Source organism: Methanosarcina sp. 1.H.A.2.2, assembly GCF_000979975.1.
Classification (GTDB): Archaea; Halobacteriota; Methanosarcinia; order Methanosarcinales; family Methanosarcinaceae; genus Methanosarcina.
This window is the reverse complement of sequence record NZ_JJQL01000034.1, coordinates 1-26,271: the sequence shown is the minus strand read 5'-3', so window position 1 is coordinate 26,271 and position 26,271 is coordinate 1. Positions and strand designations below refer to the sequence as shown.

Sequence of the window (26,271 nt, the reverse complement as noted above, 5' to 3'; positions counted from 1 at the left end):
GTACTGAAGTGTGCGAGCCTTCGGGAACTCTGGATCGCTGCCAAACTCACCCTATACTACTTCAAATCTATTCTGAATATTGTTTTTTCTAAAAATGTTTTTTTGAATTGTTTTTCTGAAATTGTTTTTCGATACTGATTTTTTTATATTACTGTTGTTTTACTTCTTTGAAGCTGCTATTCTTCTTGATCTTGATACTTTGTCTCTCTTCTGGACTATTTTGTCTGTTTCCTGGTTCTTTTACACGGCTTTTCACTATCTTTTGATATGTTTATTCTTTTGAAACCGTTTTCTAAGTTTTATTATTCTGACCTTTTTTCATCCCGTTGTTTTCATCTGTTATTTTTATTACTTGATTTTTATGTTCCGGCTCTCTTTTAGCTATGCTTCTCTAAAAGCGAGTTCGAATCCATTTGAAGTACTTGTTTTCTATTCCTGCACCCTGTCTAAGTTCCGAAGGGTGCACGCTACTTCAACATAAATCCAGGGCTTATCGTAGAAGGGATTCTTATAACCTAAAAATAGACTGAAGTGTTCAGCGTAGATTAAGATATTTAGAGTGAACTGGATAAGGCGTCCAGAAAAATACTCGGAAAAATCTTGAAATTAATGCTCAGGAGAACAGCTAATATAAAATGTTCAGGCAGAACGATCCATATTTTTATTTTTAAAAAGATAACAGGATTAGTAAAATGAAGAAAAGGGATCAGGCAGAAAGTGCCACAATGGCTTCTGCCAGATCTCCGTTTGAGTTCTTCAGGGCTTTCCTGGCATCTTCTTCGGAGACGCCGGTCTGCTCCATTACGAGTTTGATGTCTTCGGCAGGGATTTCCAGAGATTTTGGGACTTCCTTTGCATCACCTACAATCTGATATGTTTCCGAACCCTGGACTGTCATTATAGTGACATTTGCGTTCTCAATAATTATATTAGAGTTCGCAGTCTTTATAATAACCTCTTCAATGTCCTTAAGCTCCTTAACATCAATCCCCATCTGCTTCATCATCTGTTTCATTTTAGCCGGGTTCGTCCCTCGGCCTCCCATTCCTGGAAACATAAATTCCCTTCTCCTTTGTTTTCATTTTTTATTTGCTTCTTCAGGTTCGGGTATTTTTTCATGTCCCTGTGAGGTTTTTGCTTTTATTTAATGGCATCCACCACAGGTACCGCATCCGCCACCGGCACCGAGGTTGCGGATAAGGAAGCCTTTTCCGTTTTCATCTTCAACGTAATCAATGCTGCCTTCAGTGAAGCTGCTCTCGATGTCTTTTGCCATTACCAGCTTAATTCCGTTGCTTTCCATCGTCACATCGTCTTCCTTCACTTCATCATCAAGGGCAAGTCCGTACTGGACTCCACTGCAGGCTACTCCAGCAACAAAGACCCTGAGTGCAAGGTCAGATTTTCCTTCCTGTTCCAACAGTGTTTTCAGTTCTGCAGCAGCTTTTTCTGTTACTTCAATCATTTATATATACCTCTTTTTATTTTTGATAATTTTAAAATACTGAAGACCTTTATTTTCTATAAAATGTCATCCGTTACAGCTTATAGATAACTCATCAGCGTTATATAATCTTGCATCTAATACATATAACGCTTATGCGAGATGGCATCTCTTTTATCTGAAAAATTTTTATCAAATAAGTCTTCGAAGGGCAGATTCCTTCTCCTGGAAATCCGTTTTTCTCCCAAGACCTACATATATCTCATGTCTTATATATTTTCCTTCTAATAATTTCTCTTCCACTTTTTTTCCAGGTCTCTCTTAAAGGAATTCGGCATCTTCATCTATAGGTTCTTCAAGCACGCTGGCATTATAAGCATTGATCTCAAGAGAATTCCGTTTACCCTTCACTTCCCATACAGGAATATATACCAGATCCATGTCAAGTTCTATTTCATCGGCTTTTGGGCTGATGCTCTTCTGTTCATATATAATTGCCTGCCCTTCCAGATTGTTAAAGCGCATCTCACGTGTATTTTCCTGTATTATCAAATCAAGAAGGACTTTCTCTGCCTGTTTTTTATCTACATTAGGCCGCTTTACCTCATACTGCACTGCCGGAATCCTTGTCGGATTCCCAAGACCTTCTATATCAATATTTTCTTTTGACTTGTTCAGAGCATTAAGATAGCCATCCCCTTCTCCTGTAATGCTCATCACTTTTGATCTGAACCGTTTTTCTGCCTCAACACTATAGGAATACTTCCAGAAAGGTACGAATTTCAAAATCGCGTCTTTAGGGCTGCTGATATAGGGTTTTGCAATGATAATTGCCTGATCTTTAGATATCCTGGGTTCTACAGATTGTATGTTCAGCATATCATACGGCTCAATTCTGGAAACCTCGCTATTTTCCAGTCTCTCTAAAGGTTTTCTCTCCTCAACTGGCTTTGGAAGGGTTCTGGGTTCAAAAGAGATTTTTTCTGTTTCTCTTGACATGTCTTGAAGTGGTACAAGTCTCCCATCGGAGTAAAACTCCTGTCTGAAGTCTTCCTCTCCCCAGTTTTCTCTGGTGAGTTCAGGGATAGCTTCTACCTGATTCTGAGATTCCTTTAAAGGTATTTCAGATTCCGTCTGATAAGCACTCGATTTTCTTTCCATATTTGCCAGAACCGCCCTTCCGATCTGGAGAGCCAGTTCGTCTCTGTCCCATATGTATATTCCGAGTTCAGCTGCATATTCATTCAATTTTCCCGACATTTTCTGGGTCATCACATAGATTCCGGTACAAGCTTCTATCTTTTCGGAAAAATATTTTATCTCCTCGTAGTCTGGCTTCAGGGCGCACATGACATAAGCTTGATGCCCATTTTTCTCTACACGGATATCAGACTGACTGGATATTATTACATTGTATCCGGATGATTTGAAGATATCAACAAGGATTTCTAAAAGGTCTTGATTCATAATTCTCACTTTCTTATGTCCTGTACAACTAAAATAGTTTATGTTTACAATTGAAATATAATTATCTTAAAACTTATTATACTGTATACTTCTTTCTATGTTTAAACCCCTCCTTCCAAACATACAACTATATAATTAATCAAATCCTAATCATGTATGTATGAGTGGGATCAGGCTTGGAGCAGATTCATTTTCTACTTATGAAGAAGGTATAAAAAAAGAATGGATTATAGGGGACGGGCTTGGAGGATATGCTTCATCAACAGTAATTGGAGCAGATACAAGGACTTATCACGGACTACTTGTAGCAGCTCTGGAGAATTCTCCAGGAAGGATTTTGTTACTTTCTTCTCTTGATGAGGAAATTTCTATCAATGAAGAAGTCTATCGACTTGCAACCCATAAATATCCGGGCACTGTTTCCCCTACGGGTTTTAATTACCTTTCCAAATTCATTCTTGCTCCCTTTCCCCTCTGGGTTTACCAGCCCGACGTTTTTACCGTGAAGAAAAAGGTCTTCATGGTTCATAATAATAATACGACCTGTATTGTTTATGATGTCAGATCCAGAAAAGAGGGAGCTTTGCTAAGAATTTTCCCTATGGTAAACTCAAGAGATTTCCATTCTACTACTCGCTCCGGAAACCTTTCCTTTTATCAGGAAGCCGATTCTACAGGATTAAAACTGGAAAGTTCGAATGGTTTTTCTTTCTCGCTTTTGTCCAATCTCCAGTACCATCGTAATCCGATGTGGTACTACAATTTTGAGTATGATACTGAAAAGGATCGCGGACTTGCCTTCCAGGAAGACAACTTTAACCCCGGTTATTTCGAAAGCAAACTCAAAGTGGGAACTTCCCGTTTTTTTATTGTTGCTTCAACCGAAGATATTTCTTCTCTTACTCTTGAGCAAGTTGAGGAACTCTATACAAGGGAGGTCTATCGGCAGAATCTTTTTGCTTTTAATTCAAGGCTTACCGAACCTTTCGCCCTTAAGCTTCTAAGGGCAACTGATTCTTTTATTGTGAAGAATCCCTCTACAGGCAAGAAGTCGGTAATTGCTGGATATCACTGGTTTGCTGACTGGGGACGGGACACCATGATTTCTCTGCCGGGCCTTCTTTTAGTTCCCCATCGATTTGATGAAGCCCGGTCCACTCTCAAAAACTTTGCAAAGCACTGCCGGAGGGGATTAGTCCCTAACACTTTCCCGGCTCTCGGAGGAGAGCCAGTCTATAATACCGTGGATGCTTCTCTCTGGTTTATTCATGCCCTTGGCCGATATTTCGCATACACAAAAGATTTACTGTTTCTCTCTGATGTTTGGGATACTGTAGAAAGTATCATAGATAATTACCGTAATGGCACAGACTTTGGAATCGGTATGGACTCTGATTATCTTATTCGGCAGGGTCCTCAACTGACCTGGATGGATGCTAAAATAGAGGATAATCCAGTGACTCCAAGGGCAGGTAAAGCCTGTGAGATCAATGCCCTCTGGTATAATGCTCTGAAAATTGCTTCCAGACTCGGAGGTCTCCTTGGCAAAGAAACTTCTTCATATGAAACTCTTGCAGCCGGGGTGGCATCTAACTTTGAAGACGTTTTCTGGAATCCGGAGACTAACTGCCTCTATGATGTCGTGACTGAGGATGAGGCGGGAAATCATATTAAAGATCCGTCGATCCGCCCTAACCAGATTTTTGCAGTAGCGCTCCCTTACACAATGCTTTCTTCTGAGAAAGAAAAGGCTATTGTGGACAGGGTGGAAAAGGATCTGCTCACGCCTTTCGGGCTCAGGACACTTTCAATGGATAATCCCTCTTATAGGGGACGCTATCAGGGAGGGCCTCAAATAAGGGACATGGCCTACCACAACGGAACCGTCTGGCCCTGGCTTCTTGGGTCCTATGTCAAAGCCTACAGGAAAGTACACAACTACTCAAAAGAGAGCCTTGAAGCTATGCGTTCCCTCCTCAAAGGTTTTGATATGCATCTTGAAACGGCAGGTGTCGGCACTATTTCCGAGGTATTTGATGGGGATTTCCCTTACTCTCCCGGGGGCTGCATTGCCCAGGCCTGGAGTGTTGCAGAGATTTTAAGGGCATATGTTGAGGATGTTCTTGGGATCAAACCGTGAGAACAGAACTTCTGGTTTTTCAGAGGTTTTTTAAAAAAAGGAAATATTTTGTCCCTTTAAGGGACATGAATTTTAACTTACTGTCTTTTTAATTTACTTTTTTTCAGGCTCATTTTTTGGATTTAAGTATATGTTCCTGTTCCAGATGCGGGGATTCCGTCCCATGGGATTTCATGACTCACACCGTTCACTTCGAAAGTGAATTTCAAGCTTGTTCCTTCTATGGACTTGACTTCATCTGAGTATACTATTACAGTTCCGGTCGAATCTGTTACAGCAGAATCCAGATCGCTACTTGCACCGCTCCAATGTCCTGAGACCGTGGCTCCTTCAACAGGGCTATTGCCACTGTCCTGAATGGTTACGACTGCTTTAGCAGAAACAAAATTGTTTTTCCCGGCCATTCTGGAACTGGTTTCCACACTCACATCAGAAACATGGATTTTGTTTTCTGAAGAGGCTTCAGTAACTTCCACGGTAGCCGTGTCAGTTCCCACAGCATTTTCATTGTCCATTACCGTGAGGGTAACTGTATAGGTTTCAGCAGTGGAGTACGTGTGTTCCAGAATCACACCTTTATCCCTGTTTCCGTCTCCGAAGTCCCATTCATATGATCCAATGCTCCCGTCAGAATCAGATGAAGCTGAACCATCAAATTTTATTGCAGTTCCTGCGATTCCAGTATACGGGCCTCCTGCTTCAGCTACTGGTGGGTTGTTTCCAGTCGGCTGGCCTTGAATGGAGTCAAGGGCAGCTTTTGCGTTCACGAGCCCATGTCCGTAATACATGTCCCAGTCCGAAGTAACCGGGTTTGTTGCTGTATTTTGTATTGCATTCCTTACATCATCGGGTGTAGCGCTGGCTTTTGCGGATATTAATAGAGCGGCGACACCTGATACATGCGGGGTTGCCATTGATGTGCCTGTGTAGAAAGAGTACCCCATGTTTGTGGGTCTAAGGCTGAATGTATTCTGAAGGATTCCATCGATGAATCCGTCTCCGTCACGGTCAGTTCCATCACCACCTGGAGCCACAACGTCAAGAGCGTCTCCGTAATTTGAATAATCTGACCGTAATCCTTCAGAGTTGGTGGCACCAACTGCAATACACCTGGGATAAGCCGCAGGATAACTTACTGTGCCTGCTCCATCATTTCCTGATGCAGCGACGATGGTAACTCCTTTTTGATATGCATATTCGAGTGCATCATCAAGGCCCTTTCCCGGGTAATATCCAGGAGGGAATCCGAGGCTCATGCTTATAATATCCGCTCCATTATTGGTAGCGAAATAAATGCCATCTATCATATCGTCTAACTGACCACTACCTTTTTTGTTGAGCACTTTAACGGGCATTATGGAGCAGTCATAAGCCACGCCTGCGACCCCTATGTAGTTATTGGTACTCTGGGCTATGGTTCCGGTGACATGGGTTCCATGTCCATTATCGTCGTTTGCATGGGCATCGTTATTGACAAAGTCGTAACCTGAAACAAAATCTGTGTTTGCAAGGTCCGGAGCTACAATATAAGAGCCGTACTTTTCGTATGCTACGCCGGTATCAAGTACTGCAACGATTACTCCTTCTCCTGTGGAAATGTCCCACGCAGGCTCGAGATTTATGCCCCCGACTCCGTTCTTGAAATTCCACTGGTACTTATATAATGGGTCATTCGGTCCCATAAATGCGTAAGTGATGGCATTGGGTGTGGCATATTCAACGTTGGGGTTTTTTCTGTAGATCTCTACCATTTCTTCAACGGTTTTTGTCTTCGGGATTTTCAATATCTTGAATCCCGCGTAAGGGCTGGTGTAAGTTACCTGCGTCCCGTGTCCGACATTGATGTTTTTTATCTTTTCTTCGGAGACGCCGGGATTGAACTTCACAAGGATTTCTCCGGGTACATACTTCTGGTCCCCCGGCACGTCGATAGTTAGCTTCTCATAAATATCGTAAGGTTTGCTGTCCACTGTATCCAGTGCAGAGACTGGAATAATTGACCCTATAAGTAATCCGTATAGTACCAATAGGGGCACAATTTCACTCCTAAGTCTGAAACTCATCTTCTCATCCACGGGTTTGATATATAGTTGCTATGAATCCGTTTTTGTTAACAATTAAGTGCCAAACTTTTTTTCTTCTATGAACTTTTAAGCAGAATACAATATATATCTTCGTAAATTTTATTACTTATTTTACATAATTGGAATATTATCATTCTTTTTCAGAGTTGGGTATTTATTCTCAGGATGGTAGACCTCCCTTTTTATACTAGTTTGGTAATCTATCCCCCATGATTGACTTTGATACCCTTAAATATGAAAACGGCCTGATCCTTGCCGTAGTTCAGGACCAGGTTAGCAGGGAGGTTCTGATGTGCGCCTATATGAACCGGGAAGCCCTTGAAAAGACTATAGAGACAGGAATCGCTCATTTCTGGAGCCGTAGCCGGAAGCAACTCTGGAAAAAAGGGGAAACTTCGGGAAATTTGCAAAAAGTGAAGGAGATCCGGATCGATTGTGACATGGATTCCATTCTCCTGTTCGTTGAACAGATCGGAGGAGCCTGTCACATGGGGTACAGGTCATGTTTCTACCGAAATCTCGAAGGAGAGGTTGTAGGAGAAAAGGTCTTTGAGCCTGAGGACGTTTACTGAGCCTCCCTTATATTGCTTCCCTTATATTGCTTCAGCTATGTTTACTGAACCGTAATATTCTATTTTTTTTTTTTTTCCAATTTTTTACATTGGTCGTCCCTTGTTATGTTGTTGATGTTTTGAAACACCTATTGTCTTTCTTAAAACCCTGTTGTTAGAGGTCTTAATTCTGAAATACAGTTAGCTGTTATTTCTTTTTGAACTCCCAAGGACACGTTAACTTTCCTTTTTTCTCACATTTCTCGCTAGAGGAACTACGCTTTCCATGAGCTATTTCATGGAAAAAATATTGGAGTATATTTTCAGGGGTTGTTGAATAAAAACATAGTTTTAAATAACTTATCATAATTTATCATAAAAAAGCTTTGAAGCCTGAAAACAGAGAGCCTGATTCGGGATAGAAATTCCAAACGGGATTCCGTGCGCATCCCCACATAAAAGAGGTAAAAAATGCATCTGCCAAACCCCCATAAACAGCACCCAAGAGTCAGTAAAAAGGCCTGGATATCCGAAACTGCAGTAATAATCGGAAACGTAAGTATTGCAGATGATGTATTCGTCGGGCCCAATGCAGTCCTCAGGGCAGACGAGCCCGGATCATCCATAACCGTTCACAGCGGCTGCAATGTACAGGACAATGTCGTGGTCCATTCCCTCTCACATTCCGAAGTGCAGATCGGCAAAAATACTTCCCTTGCTCATGGCTGCATTGTACACGGGCCCTGCCTGATTGGAGACAGCTGCTTCATAGGGTTCGGGGCAGTGGTTTTTGACTGCAATATTGGGAAAGATACGCTTATCCTCCACAAGGCCATTGTTCGTGGAGTAGAAATTTTCTCAGGCAGGATGGTACCCGATGGGGCCGTGGTCACCAGCCAGGACTGTGCTGATGTTCTTGAGGATATCACAAAAGACCTGACCGAGTTCAAAAGATCGGTTGTCAGGGCCAATATTGACCTTGTGGAAGGTTATCTAAGACTTAGAGAAGAGAGCTGAAGGAAAAATACTGTAAAAGGTAAAAATTATACCATCCGGAATTATCCCTTAGGAAGAAAAAGAAGTGGTTCAGATAGAATGTATCTGACCAAAATTAAAGGTATTTTCCCTCCAGCTTTTCCAGAATCTTTTTTCCTTTATCCGTAAGCATGTATTTTTTCCAGGTCGTTTTCTCAGGAGTCAGGCACTCGATTAAATCCCTTTCCTCAAGTTCTTTTAAAGCGCGACTGATATTTTGTGTAGACCTGCTTGCTTCATGGGCGATATCCGAAGCCCTCACTGCATTATGCCTTTTCATGGACTCCATAAGTATCAGGCGGCGGTCAACGCTGATAACCCACTTTATCAGTTCGTCTATAGAGTTTTCAGTCATGTAAGTCAGATTCTCCAGCAAAAGCTTCCTACTGAGATAAGCAGTCGCATAATATTTAAAATTTAATCACTCTGTCACGCAATCTAGACAAGTTCTTTTCTATAATTTTAAAGCTTTTCTGCAAGCTCCCTGTTTTTCACTGCCATTAGCTGGACAGCTGGAATTGCGGTATTATCCCCTTCTTCCGATCTCCATGCAGGCGAGTGTAACAAAAAAGACGTAAGATGACAAATATCTGTTGCACAGAAATCCATAAAATAATAAAAAAGTAAATACAAAAAAAAGAAAGGAGGAGTTCAGGCAAACTTTGCAAGAATTGCCTTAATATCCTCAAAGACCACATTTATATCCTTTGTACCATTAAGGGTGACAAGGATAACTTTTTCTTTATAGTAGTTGATAAGCGGCTGGGTCTGCTTTTTGTAGACATCCAGACGGTTCTGGACGGCTTCTGCAGTATCATCGACGCGCTGGAAGATCTCGCTGCCGCAGCTGTCACATATGTTGTCTTTCTTTGGCGGGTTGGAGGTTACGTGGTAGCTTGCTCCACATTTGCACATCAAACGCCCGCTTATTCTTCCTACAAGCACTTCGTCAGGTACCTCAAGGTTGAGGACGACATCGATGGGCTTGTCAATTTCATCAAGGATTGCTTCCAGGGCATCAGCCTGGGGGACAGTCCTCGGGTATCCGTCAAGAATGAAACCTTTTTTGCAGTCTGCTTCTGTCAGGCGGTTTTTAATTATACCAATAAGCACCTGATCAGGGACAAGTTCTCCCTTGTCCATATATGCTTTGGCTGCAAGGCCCAGTTCCGTTCCTTCTCTAACATTTGCCCGCAGTATATCCCCTGTGGAAATCTGCGGAATTCCATAGAAATCAACCAGTTTTTTGGCCTGGGTACCTTTGCCGGCACCCGGGGGGCCGAAGAGTATTATGTTCATTCGAAGATCCCCTTTTTGTGTCCTTTTATTTGATTGTTTTCCTTTCTGACCGATCTTTTTCAGTTATCTCTGCAGTTAGAGGTTTACCCGCCCTTACTGCTCCCCGAAGAAGGAACGAATCATCGGGTGCATCTCCATCATCTGCTCGGAAGCGATATCCTCGTACAGACGGTACACAATGCTTACTGTAAGCAGCAGTCCGGTACCTCCGGCACTTCCGAGAGTACCGAGTAGACTTGCAACCAGGGTGAGAACCCCAATGAAAGCTCCTCCTATCACGGTAACCTTTGGAATATAGCGCTGCATAACCTTTTCAATACTGCCGATGTTCCGCCTGAAACCAGGGATCTGCATTCCGGAATTGAATATCTTCTGGGCTGTGGGCTTTGCACCCATGCCTGTGGTTTCTATCCAGAAGAGGGCAAATATAATCCCGCCTCCGATCAACATTATGGCATCCATAAAGACGTGAAGGGCAATCTGCCAGGTAGCTGGAGCAGCTACCCCATAGGCTGCAAAGGATTCCCGCACAAGGGACGGTATCCAGTCATATGGGCTGTGTATGGGAGCCAGGTAATACATGATTCCGTTCAGTGGCTTTGAGCCGCTGAATTCTCCGAGGAAGGTAATCCCTCTGCCGGAAAGGATGATCCCGACCATCTGAACGTTAGCCTGAAGAGCCCTGACAAGGATCATGGGCAGGACTGATGCGTATATGAGTTTGACAGGGAAGCGTCCCCTTGCCCCTCTAACCGCACTGTGGGCGAGAGGGATCTCAATTCTCGTACTCTCTACATATACAACAAGCAAGAAGATGAGAACCGTGCTCACGAGAGCGAGGATTCCTCCTCTGACCAGCAGGAACATCAGACCTTCACCGGAGAAGAGATAGTCTGCCCCGGTGTTCTGGGCAATGTAGATCCATTTGGGAATGAGTCCGACAGGAAGCCCTTCCTCAAGTTGCCAGTTAAAGATACCTGTAACGATCTGCTGGGAGATTCCTGCAACGATGAAAAGCCCAACTCCTGACCCGATACCCCACTTGGAAATCACTTCATCCATGAAGAGGATCAGCATGCCTCCGATAAAGATCTGGACAAGGAGCAGTAAAGTGATCACTCCCAGGCCTACACCAAGAGTAGAAGCAAGCCCCGGATCCGGCTGGATGTATCCGCCAAGAAGCTGTGGTAGAGCTTCCAGAAGGATCATGACAAAGACAAGGAACTTCTGGGCTCCCTGAAAGAATGCCTGATCTTTGGGGTTAGAAAGGTCCATTTTTATAATGTCTGCCCCAACAAGAAGCTGCAGAATAATAGAAGCCGTGACAATTGGCCCGATACCGAGAAGGACTAAAGATCCAGAAGCCCCGGCAAAGAAGGCACGGTAAGATTCAAAAAGGTCAACAGAATCCTGAGACATTCCGAAGAGCGGCACATTTGCAAGAGCAAAGTACAGCACCAGAACTCCCAGAGTCCACCAGAGTTTATCCTTAAAGTGGACGTGTTTTTCCGGACTTGCTACTGCGGGTAACTTGTTAAAAAACGGTTCTAATGTATCCCTGAGAGTCATCGATTACACCATTCAAAATATACATTTATTTAGACTATAATAAATATTAGATTATGTTTTACCGTAAGATAAAAGGTATATAGCACATCTAATATAAAAAGTTACTAAAAGAATGAAATAAGTAGGGTCGGGATGACACTACTTATTCGGCATCGATGCAACTTCCACCAGCGTTTTCTATTTTTTCGCGGGCAGAGGCTGAAAATTCCTCTGAAGTGACCACAAGGTTCTTCATGACACGTCCGCTTCCAAGTACCTTCTCGATTCCGAGATTTTCAAGGTTAATGTGGTATGCGCCGTCCTTAACTTCCGCAAGCCCTTCTTCAACAAGATAGGGGGCAAGTTCGTCGAGCTCTCCAACATTTACTATGGAAACGTCCTTTGATATTCCATCAGGGCGCTTGAATCCGTGCTTACCGTAGCTGTACCCACGCATCATAGCTCTTACGAAGTGGTGTTTACAGCCACCGGCTTTCCCACGGCCTCCGCGGTTTCCGGCTCCACGCCTGTTTTTATGGGTCCCGCCTCCGCAGGTCCTGGACCCTCTGAACTTCTTAGTATCCATTTAAACCACCTTATCTCATCTTGTGCAGAAGCACGTTGATATTTTCATCGTGGTTTCCGAGTACGCCACCCTGCTGTACTGTCCTCTTAATCCCAGCATGACCTTTTCTGGCCGGGTGAAGCCTGAAAACAGGCTTCAGTTTTGGGACATCCTTAAGGGAGGCTTTCCCCTCGACAACGGCTTCTGCAAAGGCCTGTATGGAATCATAGTCCGTGTTTTCACGGATGTATTCTTCTGTGAGGCGGGTGTCGCCTTCAAGCCTTCCGCGGTTTTCAAGGACTTCTGCAAGGATTTTTGCATCAATCTTTCCGTATGCAACGTAGTCCTTCACTTTCTGGACCATACCATTGTAATGAGGGTTTTCCGGCACAAACACACAGTGGTTAATTTTGTGCAGGCGGAGCATCTTCATGGTATCCTCAATGGTATAGCGTACGTTGACAGGACCTCTCATTCTCACAACTGCATACATCTTAGACTTCCTCCTTACCGTAGTACACAGGCAGCCTTACAATGTTGACCTGGTTGAGGGCATCGTAGGTAGCCTTTGCGAAGTTGAGGGTTGTCCTGGTAGTTCCGAAGGTCTTGGTCCATACGTCTTTAATACCGGCTTTCTCGAGCACTTTGGTTGCAGTGTTTCCTGCGGCAATCCCGAGTCCTCTTGGAGCGGGGATGAGGGTCACACTTACACTGCCTGCCTTTCCTGTAACCTCGTAAGGTACGGTGTGCGGCAGCCCACAGGCACATTCCCAGGAACCGCAGCCTCTGCGGATATAGGTAATGTTAAGCTTTGCAGCGTCGATTGCCTTGCGGATTGCAGGTCCGACCTGCACGTCCTTTGCCTGTCCAAGCCCTACATAGCCGTTTCTGTTTCCTACGATTACGGTTGCTCTGAACTTTACACGGCGTCCGGAGTCAGTCATCCTCTGGACCATGTTGATGTCGAGCACCTCGTCTTCCAGGTCAGGAAGCAGCATATCAATTATCTGGGGTTCCCTGATAGGCAGGCCTGACTTGATCGCCTCGTCCATGGAAGCAACCTGTCCTTCAACGACTAATTTTCCAAGCCTGGTTTTCGGAACCCATTCTTGATCGAATGCCATTTAATCACCTTAACTAAACTCAGCAAAGATTTTCTCTTTGGTTGCTTCAAACTGCTCTGGCAGGTCTGAGCTCTCTTCTCTGTATTCGGCTATGTGCTCTCCGCGGATCCTCTCGTCCGATGGGAACACTTCCGGGCTGCAGGGGATTTCAAAACCAGCGTCTACCATCCCTTTGAGGGCGGCATAGACTCTGGAACCTGCAGAGGAAGCCTGGAGGCCTATGTCCAGAATTCCACCTTCATAGCCCTTCTGCAAACTCTTCAGCCCAAATAAGAGCCCTGTAAGGTATGCAGCCGTTGTGTTTCCGGTAGCTCCTGTGTAACCGTACTTTGCGAGTTCACTTGAAACGGCTGAGGAATAAGTTATGTCCCCGTCTGCTGTTGGAGCTATTAACTGGATCTGAACGTTTCTTGCACTCTTTCTTACAACCACACGGTCCTGCTTTGAGATTAATAATTTAAGGCGGAGGTGGTAGTTGGTGCGTCCTTCTCTTCTTCTTCTAAAAGGAACCTTATATCTTGGTCCTGTTGCCATCTTCAGCTCCTCCTGATTATTCTTTCTTTAATAGTTTTTCGGACTCAAGGTGGGAGTTAAGGTGAGAAACGCTTCTGTATTCTCCGCCTTTTGCCTTTCTGTAGAGTCTACAATACACTGACTTGTCAAGTGCTCCGTCTGTACGCAGCTCCTTGAGTCTGTTTCTAAGAGCCCGGATCTTTTTTATCCACAGCTCTTTACTTGGGGTACGGGCTCCTTTCTTACCCTTTCTGGACCCATGTCCCTTGCAGTGCCCATACTTACGTTTGACATCACGGGCTCTGGCTCTGCCTCTGCTGACTCCTTTTACAGGCTTTGCCTTAATGGTGCCTTTCTCAATGAGTCCGCGGATATCTTCTCTTGTGATTGCGGAGGCGATTTCTTCGGATGCTTCGGGGTTAAGCCATACCCTGTCAAGCCCGCATTCAAGAACTTTGGAAGCCAGCTTCCTCTGGTTGAACAGGTCTGACATTTTATTCACTCCTTCCAGGGTTCAGTACTTTAATCCCCAATTCTTCAGCTTTTGCGAGAATAATGGCTTTCTTTTGTGCGCCTATTGTCCTTGCTATCCTGATAGCCTCGAAAGACGGATCAATAAGCTCAAGCTCCGCAATGCTGGAAATAAGAACATCAGAATAACCCGAGGGGTGCAGACCTTTGACTGCAGCAGGGCTTCCGTATCCTACCTGAGCATGAGCACCTTTTGAGACATACTTTCTGCGCTGTTTGCCCTGCAAACCTCTCGGACGCCTCCAGTTGCTGTCAAGCCTTTTGAACTTGTGGCTGCAGGTTCTCTTGAACTGGGGCTTCTTCCCCTTCTGAACCTTTCTCACATTGAATAAGCGCTTGGATTCAGGATCCATATCAAGGGCGGAAACTGAAGTACTTTCAACTTCATTGAATTCTTCTGCCATCATAACCACCTCAGGGCTTCTGCACTATGTAGATTCCATCCTGGAAGATCCTTGGATCGAATCTCTTAATCTTGGTTTTCTGTTCTATGTTTGCGGCAGTCTGCCCGACATCTTCCTTGTTGATTCCGGTAACTATGACCTCGCTCCCGCTTACCTTAACCTTTGTCTCGCCAAGTATCTTAGCAACTCTTGGTTTCTTTTCTCCAAGGAAGTTCCCGATTACGAAGGTTTTACCTTCAACTTTTACCTGCATCGGGAAGTGAGCGTACACAATGGTCATCTTACACTCAAAGCCTTCATTCACGCCTGTGATCAGGTTTTTGATGTGAGAGGTAAAAGTACCTACCATGGCTTTCTGCTCTTTCCTGGAGGATTCTGCATCCACCAGTACTTCTTCTTCCCTGACTTCTATCCTGATTCCGGGGTACCAGAACTTTCTTTCGACAGTTCCCTTCGGACCCCTGGCAGTGAAGACATCCCGAGAGAGAGAGACGGAAACTCCTTCAGGAATCTCTATTTTTCTTGCAATTTCCTTAACCATTTCCTGTTCCCTCCTCAGTACACATAAGCAAGAAGCTGCCCACCGATCTTCTTGTCACGGGCCTCGTACTGAGACATGACCCCGCTTGAAGTGGTTACTATAAGGGCACCAAAGTTCTTTGCTGGCAGGAACTGCTTTTCCCAGCGTTCAAAGCTGGCAGTTCCGACGGAGTAACGCGGCTTTATTGCACCGCACTTGTTGATTCTTCCCACAAGGGCAACGCTATAGATTCCGGCTTTTCCATCGTCGATAAACTCGAAATCTCCAATGTAGCCGAGATCCTGCATAACCTTCAGGACGTTACCAATGTTTTTTGAAGCAGGCCTGATAATACAGGAGCTCTTCCCAATGACTTCTGCATTCTTGATGGTGGAAAGGGCGTTTGCAAGAGGATCAAGTAATACCATTTAAATCACCTTACGAATACTTCTCAAAGCCCATCTCGTGGGCAATCTCTCTGAAACAGTGCCTGCAGAGGTAAATGTCGTATTTGCGGACGAGCCCCTGTTTTCTTCCACACCGTTTGCATTCGTTTACTCCTCTTCCGGACTTGTTTATTGTATCTGTCATTTACATGACCTCCACGCCATAACTTTCGTTAAGGAAGGTGATCGCATCGTCCACCGTGACCCTGTGGCCAGTCGGGATCTTTCGGAGTGCAATTCTCCTCTTGCAGATCCTTTCTCCCGGGCGCTTGAGTACAACAGTTACATCCATTCCGAAAACCCCTATGTTAGGGTCGTATCTCATACCCGGAAAGTCAGTATGTTCTTCAATTCCGAAAGAGACGTTTCCGAGGGAATCAAACTGGGACCTGCTCAGGGTCTTCTCGATGATTCCGAGAGAGGTCTCAAGGAACTTCTGGGCTGTCTGGCCTCTAAGGGTTACCTTGCAGCCGATGGGTTCGCCTTTTTTGATTGCGAAAGCAGGAAGAGTCCTTTTGGCAAAGCACCTTACGACTCCCTGCCCTGTGATGGTCCGGAGGATTTCTTCGGCATTTACCAGGTGCTGGCCACTTTCTCCAACACCCATGTGGACAATTACCTTTTCGACGACCGGTGTGCGCATAGGATTACTCACTCAGCTCACCGCCAAGCCGGATTTCAGGTTTGTCCTTGCCAATAACGATTACGTAGTCTTCGATTGTTTCGAAATCGGTTTCTCCGGAAATCATTACTGTGTTGTGCCTGGAACTCTTAACTTCCCGGATCTCCATAATCTTTCCGGTTTCTCCTGAGTGCTGGCCACCTACAACCATTGCAAGGTTTCCTACCTCAAACTTCAGGTGTTTTACTACCTGTTTGTCAGGAATGGAAAGAATCAGGGAGTCCTTTGTCCCGTATTCATTGGAGCCAATGATATTGGTTCCGTCATTGAGGTTAAGCTGTACTTTTCCTCCCTTGACGGTTGCCTTGTTGTTGATCCTGCAAAGCTTGTTTACGTTAGTTTCGTTGAGCTTGTGGAGGGTCAGACGTCCCTTTTCATCCTGGAGCATCCTGTATGCTTCATTTACGAGAGGGAGTGTAATTACATCAAAGAGACCTACCGGGAACCTGAGGTCTTTCCGGGGAATTCCATCTACAAGGACTTTTCCTTCGGAGAGAACCCTTTTACCTTCTCTGCTGTTGTCAACAAGTTTGAGGATGTCACGGATGATGATCCCGAGCGGAAGACTGCGTGCCTGGCTGTGAGGCCCTGGGCGGGTAGTGGAGATCCACTTATTGCCTTTCTTCCCGACCTTCCAGCTCTTTGGAACTGATAATCTTTTCTGGTGTGTCACAAAATCACCTGCCTCACTTCTTAATGCTTGACGCTCTGCGCCCGTCCTTCATTTCCAGTTTTGTGATCATGACGTTTGAGGGATTTACGGGCCTTGGGACTTCGGTACCGTCCACTTTTGTGGAAATAACTCCGTCCACTGTGATTGTGCCGTCCATAAGGGATACGGACTGGACTTTTCCTTCAGTGCCCTTGAAGTCTCCGCGCATGACCTTTACTGTGTCACCAGTGATGACTGCAGCACTTCTTGTGCCGTACTGTTTGGTAAGTCCCTCACTGAGTCTTGCACCCATGTATTTCTGCCTGATATGGAGAGGTGCGGTGTATCTTGCCTTTCTCTGTTTTCTTGGCTGTTTGGATACCATTGCAATCACCTCAGACAATAATGGATGCTGTAGTCCCGATCTTTGGGAACCTCTCAGCTACTTCCCTTGCCACTGGACCTTTTATGTCCGTGCCTTTGGGAATTCCGTCTTCGTCCGTGATTACCATGGCGTTGTCCTCAAAGGACACGTGTAGCCCGTCAGGACGGCGGAATTCCTGCTTCTGGCGAACCACCACTGCGAGGAGAACCTGTTTCCTCATCTCGGGTGTGCCTTTCTTTACAGAGACGACGCACATGTCTCCAATTCCTGCGCAGGGCATTCTGTTTTTGACTCCTCTGTACTTCTTGACAGAGATAATCTCAACAACCTTGGCTCCGGTGTTGTCCACACACGGAATCTTGGCGCCTGCGTTCAGAGCCCTTGGGATGCTTGAGCGTATGCCTTTCATTTGGGCACCTCCGCTTTGACCACCACATAGGACTTGGTCTTGCTGATACGCCTGCATTCTGCGATCGTGACGATATCGCCAACTTTTGCGGAAATGCAAGGCGGGTTGTGTGCGTGAACCTTCGAGCGTCTCTTCTCGTATCTCTGGTATTTCGGCACCATTTTCATGTATTGCCTTTCAATGACTACCGTATTGTCCATCTTGCTGCTGACCACGGTACCCACAAGGATCTGACCTCTTACAGGAAGTGTTCCGTGGAAGGGACAGTATAAGTCTTCACATTCTTCTGATGGCGCCGGTATATTCAATCCAATGTCTCTTGCCATGAGTTTAGCCCCATTTACGTAACTTTTTGATGTTCTTGATCCGATTTTCGGGCTGTGAGAGCAGCAGGTTTCCCTGAATATTTACGAATGTATCGGATCTGCGGCCTTTTTCGGAGAGCTCGGCAGGGATCCGGAAGATAAATTCCGAATCCGCCTTGGGAATCTTCAGTTCCCGGGACTGGGAGTTTTCTACAACAAGCATATTTTTCGTCTCGTTGATGACTCTGCCCCGGATTCCTGTCAATGATGGATTAGTGGAGTAAATCACCTTAATCTCGAGCCCTATCAATTCGTGATAGATAAGGGTCGAAGGCAGGATTTCCACTTTAGATATCATTTAGCTCGTGCTGAATTGTCTTTATACGGGCAATCGTTCTCCTGATCTCTCCGATTCTACCCGGATTGTCAGGAGCTCCGCCCGCAGAGGTAAGAGCTCTTTCCCGGATAAGTTCGTTGCTCAGGTTTTCGAGTTCGTCAGCCCGTTCTTCGATTGTCATAGTCCGGATTTCGTTGGTCCTGAGGATTGCCATTATTCCTTAGCCTCCTTGTGGACCCTTGCCATGGGGTGCCAGTAGTCATAGCTCTCATGCTTGTGCTGCCAGACCCCATTGACCTGTCTTCGGACTTCTTCTGAGCCTTCAACATAGATAAGTTCAGCTTCTTCAAAGTCTTCGGATACCTCAGGCTGGGTTTCTTCCTCAGCTTCTTCAGGTTCTGCGACTTCGACTACCTCTACTGCTTTCTCAGGTGCTGCTGCAGGAGCTTTAGGTTTTGCCGCGATTTCCTTTTTAGGGGCTTCAGCGGGTTTCTCAACCGGTTTCTCTACAGGCTTTTCAGCGGCGGGCTCAGCGACAATCTCGCTTGCTTCCCTAACCCTGAAGGAGTCAGGCAGGACAATGTCAGGTTGAATGATCCTGACTTTGCAGCCAAGGGTTCCGAGCTTTTTAACTGCTACTGCAAACCCTTCGTCTACTACTTCTTGTACAGGGTGTCCGGAATGCTTTACGTGCCCGTTAACGAATTTTTCGACTCTTGACCTTGCTCCGGTAAGCTTTCCGGAGATTACGACTTCACAGCCAAGGGCACCTGCGCTCATGACTGCTCTGAGGGTGTTGTGTCCAGCTTTCCTGAAGTACCAGCCTCTCTCAATGGAAGATGCAAGCCTGGATGCCATCATCTGGGCATTAAGTTCAGGTCTCTTGACTTCCTGAGCGTCAATCTGCGGGTTTTCGAGGTTGTATTTGGTTGCAACGTCACGGGTAAGTTTTCTGATGACCTTCCCGGCTTTCCCGATTACCATTCCCGGCTTTTCGGAGTAAATAATAATCTGGGTGCCCATGGGGGTCCTGTTGAGCTCCATGCCGCCGTATCCAGCCCTGTTCAGCTGTTCTGCAAAATACTCGTCCATGGAGGCTTTAACATACCCGTCATTTACGAACTTTCTCTCTATTGCCATTTAGCGCACCTCGGAGAGGATCATCTCGATGTTTACAGTTTCCGTGTCTTTGGGCGTTGCTCTTCCTCTTGCCCTCGGCATGAACCCATGAATTACTCTTCCGCGCTGAATAGCAGCATGGACGATGTACATGTTTGCAGGTTCAAGGCCCTTGTACTCGGCGTTGCTCTCCGCATTTTTGAGAACCTTTAAGATCTCTTTTGAAGCGCTGATAGGGTATCTCCCTCCAGCCATGGGACCTTTCCTGTGACCGGCCCCTTCGGAGTGTCTCTTGAAGGGTACTGCTTGCTTCAGGGCAATTACGTCCTCAAGGAACTTCCTTGCTTCAGCGGCTTTCATGCCCTTAATCTTGCTACAAACCTCACGGGACTTCTTCGGGGAAATATGAAGTTCAGAACCCATTGATTTAGAGGTAGTTTCAGGGTCTCCATTGATTGAATAGTTTATTCTTGCCATTCCCTTCACCTCATTTCAGCGGTACGAACTTGCTTGAACGGGTTGCTCCCACACCGGCACTGCCGTGGTTAACTTTTGGTCTTGTGGGTGCGAATTCTCCGAAGCGGTGCCCGATCATTTCAGGCTGAAGTTCTACACCTACAAACTGTTTCCCGTTGTGGATTTCGATAGCTGTTCCAATCATTTCTGGAAGGATGATCATGTCCCTGTGATGGGTTCTGACGTTCTTTCCTTCCTTGAAATCGTGCAGGACTTTTTTCTGCCCGTCTGTGAACCCGCGTTTGATGCTCCTGCGCTCTCTGGAAGGCAGAAGTTCTGCAAACTCTTCAAGACTCAGTTCCTGAAGTTCTGAGACGGTTTTCCCGCGGTAGGTGAATTCACCCTTTCTCTTCGGTAACCTTGATGATGATTTTTTTACCATAACGAATACCCCTCATCAGCGCTTCATTCCGGTCCTTCTTGCTGCAATCAGTCCTACCTTTCTTCCTGGTGGGGCGTTTCTGCTAACAGTTGTGGGCTTTCCAGGGTGCTTCCAGGCACCTCCACCGAACGGGTGGTCACGTGGGTTCATAGCAACACCTGAAACCCTTGGGTACTTTGCAGCCCTGGTTTTCATCTTGTGGTACTTTTTCCCGGCTTTGAGCCAGGGCCTGTCCACTCTGCCACCGCCGGCAACAATCCCGACTACTGCCCTGCATTTGGGGTTAAGCCACTTTATGTTACCGGAGGGCATAGCCACTGCAGTCCTGGTTGGTTCGTGAGTCACAACGGTTGCATATACTCCGGAGGAACGGACGAATTTGCCGCCGTCGTTTGGCTTTGATTCGATGTTGCAGATGAAGAAACCTTCAGGCACATTTCCGATAGGTACAATGTTCCCTGGCTTAACCTCGGCATCGTCTCCGCACTCGATGATGTTCCCTACTGCAATGCCTTCGGAAGCAAGAAGGAAAAGTTCCTCTCCGTTTTCAAAGGCAACTTTTGCGATAGGGGCTGAACGGGCAGGGTCGTGCTCGATGTTTATGATTTCTCCCATGATGGAGGTGTTTTCATCCACACGCGGGTGCCTCAGGTCTGCCTTATACTTGTGAGAAGGAGCTCTGTAGGTCGGAGTACCTCTACCCCTATTCTGTGATATGATTCTTTTACCCATGGATCACACCTCACATAAGTCCTATCCGGGTTGCAATCTCATGTGCCGATTCAGGCTCTTCAAATGCAAGGATGGCTTTCTTTGTACCCTTCATTGTGGTCATGGTCCGCACGGATTTTACTTTGAATCCGTACAGCTTCTCAACATCTTCCACGATCTGCTTTTTGTTTGATCTGGTATCAACGATAAACTGAAGCTTGTTTTCATCAAGCAGCATCATCGCTTTTTCAGTAACAAAAGGATAATTGATGGAACTCATTGGAATGCGCCCTCCAGTTTTCCAATTGCAGATTCTGTCCAGACAGTAAGGCGACCTGCGTGTGTACCCGGTGCGAGTACTTCAGTATTCAGTGAGTCTACCGTTACGACGTCTACTCCGGAAAGGTTTCTTGCAGCTTTCTGGATAGGAGAGTTTTCTCCTGCGACAATCAGGACGCTCTTTTTATGCTTGTATTTCCTGCCTCTGAGTTTTCCACGGCCGGCTCTGATGTGCCTTCCGTATTTTGCCCTGAGGACATCCTCATACAGACCAGCAGCTTCAAGGAATTCTATTACCTGCTTTGTCCTTTCGAGGTTTTCAAGAGCATTTTCCGCAACAATCGGAAGTTCAGCTTCAAAGATGTGACCCCTCAGGCTTACAAGGGTAGGGTCAATGGTTGCTGCGATTGCAGAGCGGATTGCATAGCGGCGCTCTTTTGTGTTAACCTTCTCGCTTCTGTCAGTTTCCGGTTTTGGTGGGTGAGCTCTTCTTCCGCCCTTTGCGTGCGGGACTCTTGCAGCCCTGCTGCTGTTTACGAGCCTGGGAATCTGGGATACACCCCTTCCGGAGCCCCAGCCTCTTGCGGAAGTCTCCATGCCTGCGTAGAGGCGGGGACCATAGGGCTGAAGCCTGTTTGCCTGTGCTGCGAGTACTGCCTTTTTAATCAGGTCAGGGCGGTAGTCTGCATCAAACACTGATGGAAGTTCGATTTCCCCGATTACCTTTCCTGTAAGGTCTATGGTTTTTGCTGTAGCCATCTTAGATTACCCCTGCTTGGATTCCCTGCTTATGTACAGGATGTTGGGTTCGCCAAGGTCGGCTTTCTTTGCCCTGATCGGGTCTCTGAGCCTTATAAGCCTCTTGGAAGGTCCTGGAACACTGCCTTTAATCAGCACATAGTCTCCGCGGATAAGGCCATAGTTAATGAACCCGCCTTCAGGAGTGACTTCTGTTCCGTCGGCTCCGATCTTGAGGATGCGCTTGTTAAACTCAGTCCTCTGGTGGTATCCTGTCTGACCCATCTGGGGAACTCTCCAGGAAACGCGAGCCGGGTGGAAGGGACCAAGGGTACCGACCTGCCTGAGGCTTCCCTGACGGGAGTGCTTTCCCTTCTGCAGCTGAATACCCCAGCGCTTTACAGGGCCCTGAGTACCTTTACCTATGGTAATTGCGGCGGTGTCAACAAGTGTTCCGTTCTTGAAAACATCTGTAAAGCTCACAAGGGTACCGAGGATTGACTTTGCGTATTCGAATTTGGTGTTGAGGTCTCTTGCATTGATCCCGGTTTCCATGATATCTGGAACCTTTTTTGGGACACCGGTAAGGCTCTTTGGAAGGGTGTAGGTGACTGATTTGATGTCGCTTACTCTGCCTTCTTCGATCAGTTTCCCGATAGTCTCAAGGGCTTCAGCCTGGTTCTCTGCTGCCGGAATGGGGATCCTGCGTTTGAGTTCAGGATCAAGGTCTGCTGCCCATACCTCGGCAATTGCCTTTTCCCCGGTGCTGTCTTCTGTGTAAGCCCGGATAGCTGCGACCCTGATTGCAGGAGTTTCGAGTACAGTCACCGGTACGGAGATTTCCATACCCTGGGTAAGGCTGTTCTTTATATCATCAACCATGATCACGTGGGTCATACCCACCTTATAACCTGCAAAACTCTGCAGCTTTGGTTCGCCCGTGGCTTCCGGCCAGGCTCTGAACCGTGGAATGTGGCTCTTAGCCCTCTTGCGCGGACTGAATGCAAGGGAACCTCGTTTTGGTCGGTGTATGCTTGCCATATTTCTACTCCGTAAACTTCAATTGAAATACCAGCCCCTCCGGTCGAAACAACACAAGTGACAAAAGAGAAGTGCACTGGATTCCCCGAACGCTACCAGGTGGGGGAGGGATGTCGTTCAGACCTGCCGGCGGAAAGCCTCGAGCAGACCGGAGCTCTGTGCTCCTGGTACCCTACATTCCTTCAGGCATCTGCAGATATTCGGTTCCCTTTTGTTCCTGCCTCAGCAGGAAACATCTGATTTAAGAACCGACCTTACGATCCTGGCAGACCCAAATCCAGGCACTCGGCCCTGATTTGAAACATATAGCAATCTGATTTTGAAACTTCAGTATTCAGTAACCTGATCTGTAACTCAGTAATCTGATTTACTCAGTAACCTGATTTGAAACTTCAGTATTCAGCAACTGCAACCGCGACTCATCGAAAACCTGAACAGTTCCGTGCGATTTTAGACGTCTTCGCGACGCCAAAAGCGGGCGTTTCAAAGCATTGGCCCTTTGACACTCATGTTGATCCGACTTTTCTCACTGGTTTATATTCTATGCAGGAAATTCAACCGTAAAAACGGTAGAAGGCCCTTACTTCCGGAGATTTCCGGGAGTTAGCATTAAGCATCACATTGATCTGATTAAACAGTTCCAAGCACCATAATGCCTGAAACCTCACATCTCTGATGTACTTTGCCTTTAAATAGCACATCTCATATATAAAGCCTTTGCAGGGCATGAGGAATTATAAAAAAGAAGAATCAATGACAGGGGAGAAAAAAATATAATAAATTCTAAAGTTTGGGCCTGTCAAAGATTGTGCCGACGCCCTAATTGCGCCTCGGGATCTCAGGAAATCGCAGATTTTCTGGGAGTTGAACTGCAAGTGCAACAGTACGCGGTCCGTTTCACTCGCTTCGCTCAAGAGGACTAAGCTACAAAATTACAGTCTTTCCGTGCGTTCCGTGTTTCATCTTTTTGAGCTTGGGTCGGAATTCTTGTATATATCCTATATAATACATTGGTGGCAACAAACTCAGGAGTACTGCCTCTATTCAGGACAAACCATTCCTGTCCTGTTTACAGGTTTTCGGGAAGAGACTTAAGGAAGTAGAAACATCTTGAAAATCCGGGGACATCTTGAATCTTTTGGCTTTGTGCCTTCATTCAAAGATTCCAATTCTCCTTTCTCGAAGATTCAGTTAAAATAATAATTGCAGATTTTGGAGTGATTCTCCAAAAACAACAGCAAGAAAAATGCTCTTTTTTTGAAAACATCTGTGGAAGGTCCGTTTAGCCATCCCTGCCGCGACTACAGTCTGGTTCTCCATTATTTTAAGGAAACCTTTCGGTAGTAAGATATATTTTATTTAATATTTTAGTAGGGCTGGCTTGCGTGGTAGTCTGTCATCTTAACTCAATAATCGATTCCGTAAATTCGTAGAAACGAGGTTCAAGCCCGTAGGTCAGAAGAGGCATGGGGTTGTCATTAGTAACCACATTGCTTGCAGTCACATTACCGTCAGCATCCGTGGTCTCTTCATATACATTACAACGCTTCCGACATCAAGCTGGGTTGCTGCAAGAGTTTGGGCAACCTGCACAGAATTCATGTCCAGAGCGATCTGCCCCTCTGCAATCGCAAGGGCCATTTCTCGAATCATGTCCCCAAAGGGAACGTTCAATAGGTCCTGACCGACACTTACTATAGTATTTATTCTTTTTAACTAATCTCTACTGTGTAAAAACTTATCTCATTTAATATCTGCTAATCTTTCTAAATAAACATGGTGTCTATTTTATCAAATTATTATAGAGTGCTGGTCCTGAAATTCCTTACACTTTATTTAATATCAGGGGTTATAAACTTTGAAAGAGAAACATTTATTAATATAAATGGAGAATATTAGTTAAAAATGTAAAAAAGATAATATGAAATAATTTATACTGTTTACAATGAAACAATATACACTTATACAGTCATTAATGAGGATATTTTCTCTCTCTTCATCTTCCCCTGAGATGCTGAAAGGCACTCCAGCGTACAGTAGATTGCCTTTTCCTCGACCTTTTTCAGGACTACAAACTTACTCCCACAAATCGGACAGATTTTTCTTACGTATTCCATTAAATATCACCCACTTGTTTCAATTTCCCGGTTCGATAATGTTTTTTGATAGGCGGCGGCTACGTATTTTATTCCCGGTTAATAAATAAAATACACAGGGGGTTTTTATTACTTATTTGCATATTTCCCAGTGACCTATTATGTCACCACATCATTATATTTTCTGAATTTTACTCCAACCCAACTATTTAATCGTAAATACGATTGTACATAGCTAGATATTTGATGAGTAAATAACTTTAGGAAACATAGTTTCTGAATATTGGTGCCGAAGAAGTGGGGGAGTTCATGGAGAACCTGCAGGGTTTTTCAAAAATGAAATCAACAAAAATTTATTTAATGAATTAGATATAAACCCGCGTATAATATCTTTGAATAGCACGCCAAAAATATGAAAGGCCATTTCACTTACCTTTTTTGTGATTTACTTTATCACTACTTTAGGATAGGAAAGTTGTCTCCTATGAATCTCGAATCTTTTGACTCTGTTTAAATCTAGTGATTTTTGTATTCTTGATTGAAATTCTGAATTAGAAAAAAGAATTAGGCATTTAATCAAAATCAATACTTGAGGTCTAAAGACTTGTGCTGTGACTTGATAAATAAGATGGTTTATTGAGAGTCTGCATGTAATTTACTCCCACAATCATCACATGAGCAGGAGAAAATACGAAGAACATAGGGTAGTATCGATTTTCAACCAAAATATTTGGCAAAGGAATTATTATTTTCCCGTCAACTACCATTTTGACAATTAATTTGTCTATTGCGATGTTCCCTCTTCCCATTCATGGTTAGATTATATCAATTTAATTAAACATTATTGTATCCGACTTTCCGCAAATGTCCTCAAAAATAAAATTATTTTTATTAAATGGCCAACTGTCAAATTATAATTGACCTTTGTTAATGGCAATTCGTTGATTC

The 26,271-nt window shown here is 45.2% G+C and carries 36 protein-coding genes; 4 read left to right on the top strand and 32 right to left on the bottom strand.

Annotation, left to right across the window (positions count from 1 at the left end):
- Positions 1–706 precede the first annotated feature (706 nt).
- From EO93_RS05170 to EO93_RS05160, 3 genes are all read right to left on the bottom strand, one after another.
- Entirely contained in the window at positions 707–1,057 is a 351-nt protein-coding gene (locus EO93_RS05170) for a nascent polypeptide-associated complex protein (protein ID WP_048133924.1), read from the bottom strand.
- An 87-nt stretch (positions 1,058–1,144) separates the two neighbouring features.
- Positions 1,145–1,465 carry an iron-sulfur cluster assembly accessory protein gene (locus EO93_RS05165; protein WP_048133923.1) on the bottom strand — a complete coding sequence of 107 codons (321 nt, stop codon included), beginning with the start codon at positions 1,463–1,465 and terminating at the stop codon, positions 1,145–1,147.
- A 300-nt stretch (positions 1,466–1,765) separates the two neighbouring features.
- Complete coding sequence (locus EO93_RS05160; protein WP_048138505.1) at positions 1,766–2,911, bottom strand: hypothetical protein; 1,146 nt, start codon at positions 2,909–2,911, stop codon at positions 1,766–1,768.
- Positions 2,912–3,071: 160 nt separating this feature from the next.
- On the opposite strand from EO93_RS05160, the gene EO93_RS05155 reads away from it, so the two are divergent.
- The gene (locus EO93_RS05155) at positions 3,072–5,051 is read left to right on the top strand and encodes an amylo-alpha-1,6-glucosidase (protein ID WP_048161324.1); all 1,980 of its coding nucleotides are present in this window, start codon (positions 3,072–3,074) and stop codon (positions 5,049–5,051) included.
- Positions 5,052–5,173: 122 nt separating this feature from the next.
- On the opposite strand, the gene EO93_RS05150 is transcribed toward EO93_RS05155, so the two are convergent.
- The gene (locus EO93_RS05150) at positions 5,174–7,087 is read right to left on the bottom strand and encodes a S8 family serine peptidase (RefSeq protein WP_200898086.1); all 1,914 of its coding nucleotides are present in this window, start codon (positions 7,085–7,087) and stop codon (positions 5,174–5,176) included.
- 257 nt (positions 7,088–7,344) lie between these two features.
- On the opposite strand from EO93_RS05150, the gene hisI reads away from it, so the two are divergent.
- Both hisI and EO93_RS05140 read left to right on the top strand, forming a co-directional pair.
- Positions 7,345–7,707: a phosphoribosyl-AMP cyclohydrolase gene (gene hisI, locus EO93_RS05145; protein ID WP_048161323.1), complete on the top strand. Its 363-nt coding sequence runs from the start codon at positions 7,345–7,347 to the stop codon at positions 7,705–7,707.
- 450 nt (positions 7,708–8,157) lie between these two features.
- Positions 8,158–8,703, top strand: coding sequence for a carbonate dehydratase (locus EO93_RS05140; protein WP_048161322.1), 546 nt, complete (start codon positions 8,158–8,160; stop codon positions 8,701–8,703).
- 94 nt (positions 8,704–8,797) lie between these two features.
- Here EO93_RS05140 and EO93_RS05135 read toward each other — a convergent pair whose 3' ends face one another.
- The 26 genes from EO93_RS05135 to rpl3p all read right to left on the bottom strand — a co-directional run bounded on the left by EO93_RS05135 (position 8,798) and on the right by rpl3p (position 23,227).
- A complete protein-coding gene (locus tag EO93_RS05135) occupies positions 8,798–9,076 on the bottom strand; it encodes a winged helix-turn-helix domain-containing protein (protein WP_048133914.1) in 279 nt (92 codons plus the stop codon).
- A 296-nt stretch (positions 9,077–9,372) separates the two neighbouring features.
- Positions 9,373–10,020: an adenylate kinase gene (locus tag EO93_RS05130; protein WP_048161321.1), complete on the bottom strand. Its 648-nt coding sequence runs from the start codon at positions 10,018–10,020 to the stop codon at positions 9,373–9,375.
- A gap of 93 nt (positions 10,021–10,113) precedes the next feature.
- A complete protein-coding gene (gene secY, locus EO93_RS05125; RefSeq protein WP_048133910.1) occupies positions 10,114–11,589 on the bottom strand; it encodes a preprotein translocase subunit SecY in 1,476 nt (491 codons plus the stop codon).
- A 142-nt stretch (positions 11,590–11,731) separates the two neighbouring features.
- Positions 11,732–12,154: an uL15m family ribosomal protein gene (locus tag EO93_RS05120; RefSeq protein ID WP_048133909.1), complete on the bottom strand. Its 423-nt coding sequence runs from the start codon at positions 12,152–12,154 to the stop codon at positions 11,732–11,734.
- Positions 12,155–12,164: 10 nt separating this feature from the next.
- Positions 12,165–12,626: a 50S ribosomal protein L30 gene (locus EO93_RS05115; protein WP_048133908.1), complete on the bottom strand. Its 462-nt coding sequence runs from the start codon at positions 12,624–12,626 to the stop codon at positions 12,165–12,167.
- A gap of 1 nt (position 12,627) precedes the next feature.
- Positions 12,628–13,257, bottom strand: coding sequence for a 30S ribosomal protein S5 (locus EO93_RS05110; RefSeq protein WP_048133907.1), 630 nt, complete (start codon positions 13,255–13,257; stop codon positions 12,628–12,630).
- A 9-nt stretch (positions 13,258–13,266) separates the two neighbouring features.
- Positions 13,267–13,791 (bottom strand): 50S ribosomal protein L18, encoded by a 525-nt coding sequence (locus EO93_RS05105; protein ID WP_048133905.1) that lies wholly within the window; start codon positions 13,789–13,791, stop codon positions 13,267–13,269.
- A gap of 16 nt (positions 13,792–13,807) precedes the next feature.
- Entirely contained in the window at positions 13,808–14,263 is a 456-nt protein-coding gene (locus EO93_RS05100; RefSeq protein WP_048133903.1) for a 50S ribosomal protein L19e, read from the bottom strand.
- A gap of 1 nt (position 14,264) precedes the next feature.
- Positions 14,265–14,705, bottom strand: a complete 441-nt coding sequence (locus EO93_RS05095) for a 50S ribosomal protein L32e (RefSeq protein ID WP_048133936.1) — start codon at positions 14,703–14,705, stop codon at positions 14,265–14,267.
- A gap of 10 nt (positions 14,706–14,715) precedes the next feature.
- Positions 14,716–15,246, bottom strand: a complete 531-nt coding sequence (locus EO93_RS05090) for a 50S ribosomal protein L6 (protein ID WP_048133902.1) — start codon at positions 15,244–15,246, stop codon at positions 14,716–14,718.
- A gap of 14 nt (positions 15,247–15,260) precedes the next feature.
- Positions 15,261–15,653: a 30S ribosomal protein S8 gene (locus EO93_RS05085; protein WP_048133901.1), complete on the bottom strand. Its 393-nt coding sequence runs from the start codon at positions 15,651–15,653 to the stop codon at positions 15,261–15,263.
- Positions 15,654–15,663: 10 nt separating this feature from the next.
- A complete protein-coding gene (locus tag EO93_RS05080; protein ID WP_048127632.1) occupies positions 15,664–15,816 on the bottom strand; it encodes a 30S ribosomal protein S14 in 153 nt (50 codons plus the stop codon).
- Positions 15,817–16,314, bottom strand: a complete 498-nt coding sequence (locus EO93_RS05075; protein ID WP_048133900.1) for a 50S ribosomal protein L5 — start codon at positions 16,312–16,314, stop codon at positions 15,817–15,819.
- Between the two features lie 4 nt (positions 16,315–16,318).
- A complete protein-coding gene (locus EO93_RS05070; RefSeq protein WP_048133898.1) occupies positions 16,319–17,026 on the bottom strand; it encodes a 30S ribosomal protein S4e in 708 nt (235 codons plus the stop codon).
- 13 nt (positions 17,027–17,039) lie between these two features.
- On the bottom strand, positions 17,040–17,390 hold the full coding sequence (gene rplX, locus EO93_RS05065) for a 50S ribosomal protein L24 (protein ID WP_048161320.1): 351 nt from the start codon (positions 17,388–17,390) through the stop codon (positions 17,040–17,042).
- Between the two features lie 10 nt (positions 17,391–17,400).
- Positions 17,401–17,799 (bottom strand): 50S ribosomal protein L14, encoded by a 399-nt coding sequence (gene rpl14p, locus EO93_RS05060; protein WP_048133897.1) that lies wholly within the window; start codon positions 17,797–17,799, stop codon positions 17,401–17,403.
- Positions 17,796–18,125, bottom strand: a complete 330-nt coding sequence (locus tag EO93_RS05055; RefSeq protein WP_048133896.1) for a 30S ribosomal protein S17 — start codon at positions 18,123–18,125, stop codon at positions 17,796–17,798. The genes rpl14p and EO93_RS05055 overlap by 4 nt, the downstream gene beginning before the upstream one ends.
- Positions 18,126–18,129: 4 nt before the next feature.
- Positions 18,130–18,462 carry a ribonuclease P protein component 1 gene (gene rnp1, locus EO93_RS05050; protein ID WP_048133892.1) on the bottom strand — a complete coding sequence of 111 codons (333 nt, stop codon included), beginning with the start codon at positions 18,460–18,462 and terminating at the stop codon, positions 18,130–18,132.
- Positions 18,452–18,655 (bottom strand): 50S ribosomal protein L29, encoded by a 204-nt coding sequence (gene rpmC, locus EO93_RS05045; RefSeq protein ID WP_048133890.1) that lies wholly within the window; start codon positions 18,653–18,655, stop codon positions 18,452–18,454. The genes rnp1 and rpmC overlap by 11 nt, the downstream gene beginning before the upstream one ends.
- A complete protein-coding gene (locus tag EO93_RS05040; protein WP_048133888.1) occupies positions 18,655–19,581 on the bottom strand; it encodes a 30S ribosomal protein S3 in 927 nt (308 codons plus the stop codon). The genes rpmC and EO93_RS05040 overlap by 1 nt, the downstream gene beginning before the upstream one ends.
- Positions 19,582–20,037, bottom strand: coding sequence for a 50S ribosomal protein L22 (locus EO93_RS05035; RefSeq protein WP_048133886.1), 456 nt, complete (start codon positions 20,035–20,037; stop codon positions 19,582–19,584).
- A gap of 10 nt (positions 20,038–20,047) precedes the next feature.
- Entirely contained in the window at positions 20,048–20,458 is a 411-nt protein-coding gene (locus tag EO93_RS05030; RefSeq protein WP_048133884.1) for a 30S ribosomal protein S19, read from the bottom strand.
- A 15-nt stretch (positions 20,459–20,473) separates the two neighbouring features.
- Complete coding sequence (locus EO93_RS05025) at positions 20,474–21,190, bottom strand: 50S ribosomal protein L2 (protein ID WP_048133882.1); 717 nt, start codon at positions 21,188–21,190, stop codon at positions 20,474–20,476.
- A 10-nt stretch (positions 21,191–21,200) separates the two neighbouring features.
- Positions 21,201–21,449, bottom strand: a complete 249-nt coding sequence (locus EO93_RS05020) for a 50S ribosomal protein L23 (protein WP_048133881.1) — start codon at positions 21,447–21,449, stop codon at positions 21,201–21,203.
- The gene (gene rpl4p, locus EO93_RS05015; protein ID WP_048133879.1) at positions 21,446–22,207 is read right to left on the bottom strand and encodes a 50S ribosomal protein L4; all 762 of its coding nucleotides are present in this window, start codon (positions 22,205–22,207) and stop codon (positions 21,446–21,448) included. The genes EO93_RS05020 and rpl4p overlap by 4 nt, the downstream gene beginning before the upstream one ends.
- Positions 22,208–22,213: 6 nt before the next feature.
- A complete protein-coding gene (gene rpl3p / locus EO93_RS05010; RefSeq protein ID WP_048133877.1) occupies positions 22,214–23,227 on the bottom strand; it encodes a 50S ribosomal protein L3 in 1,014 nt (337 codons plus the stop codon).
- Positions 23,228–23,284: 57 nt separating this feature from the next.
- Here rpl3p and EO93_RS05005 point away from each other — a divergent pair, with 57 nt between their 5' ends.
- Positions 23,285–23,467 (top strand): hypothetical protein, encoded by a 183-nt coding sequence (locus EO93_RS05005; RefSeq protein WP_048133875.1) that lies wholly within the window; start codon positions 23,285–23,287, stop codon positions 23,465–23,467.
- Between the two features lie 1,260 nt (positions 23,468–24,727).
- Here the strand turns inward: EO93_RS05005 and EO93_RS18070 are convergent.
- Together EO93_RS18070 and EO93_RS17900 are read right to left on the bottom strand one after the other, a co-directional pair.
- A complete protein-coding gene (locus EO93_RS18070; RefSeq protein ID WP_235284117.1) occupies positions 24,728–24,880 on the bottom strand; it encodes a hypothetical protein in 153 nt (50 codons plus the stop codon).
- 308 nt (positions 24,881–25,188) lie between these two features.
- Positions 25,189–25,344 carry a hypothetical protein gene (locus EO93_RS17900; RefSeq protein ID WP_200898085.1) on the bottom strand — a complete coding sequence of 52 codons (156 nt, stop codon included), beginning with the start codon at positions 25,342–25,344 and terminating at the stop codon, positions 25,189–25,191.
- Positions 25,345–26,271 lie beyond the last annotated feature (927 nt).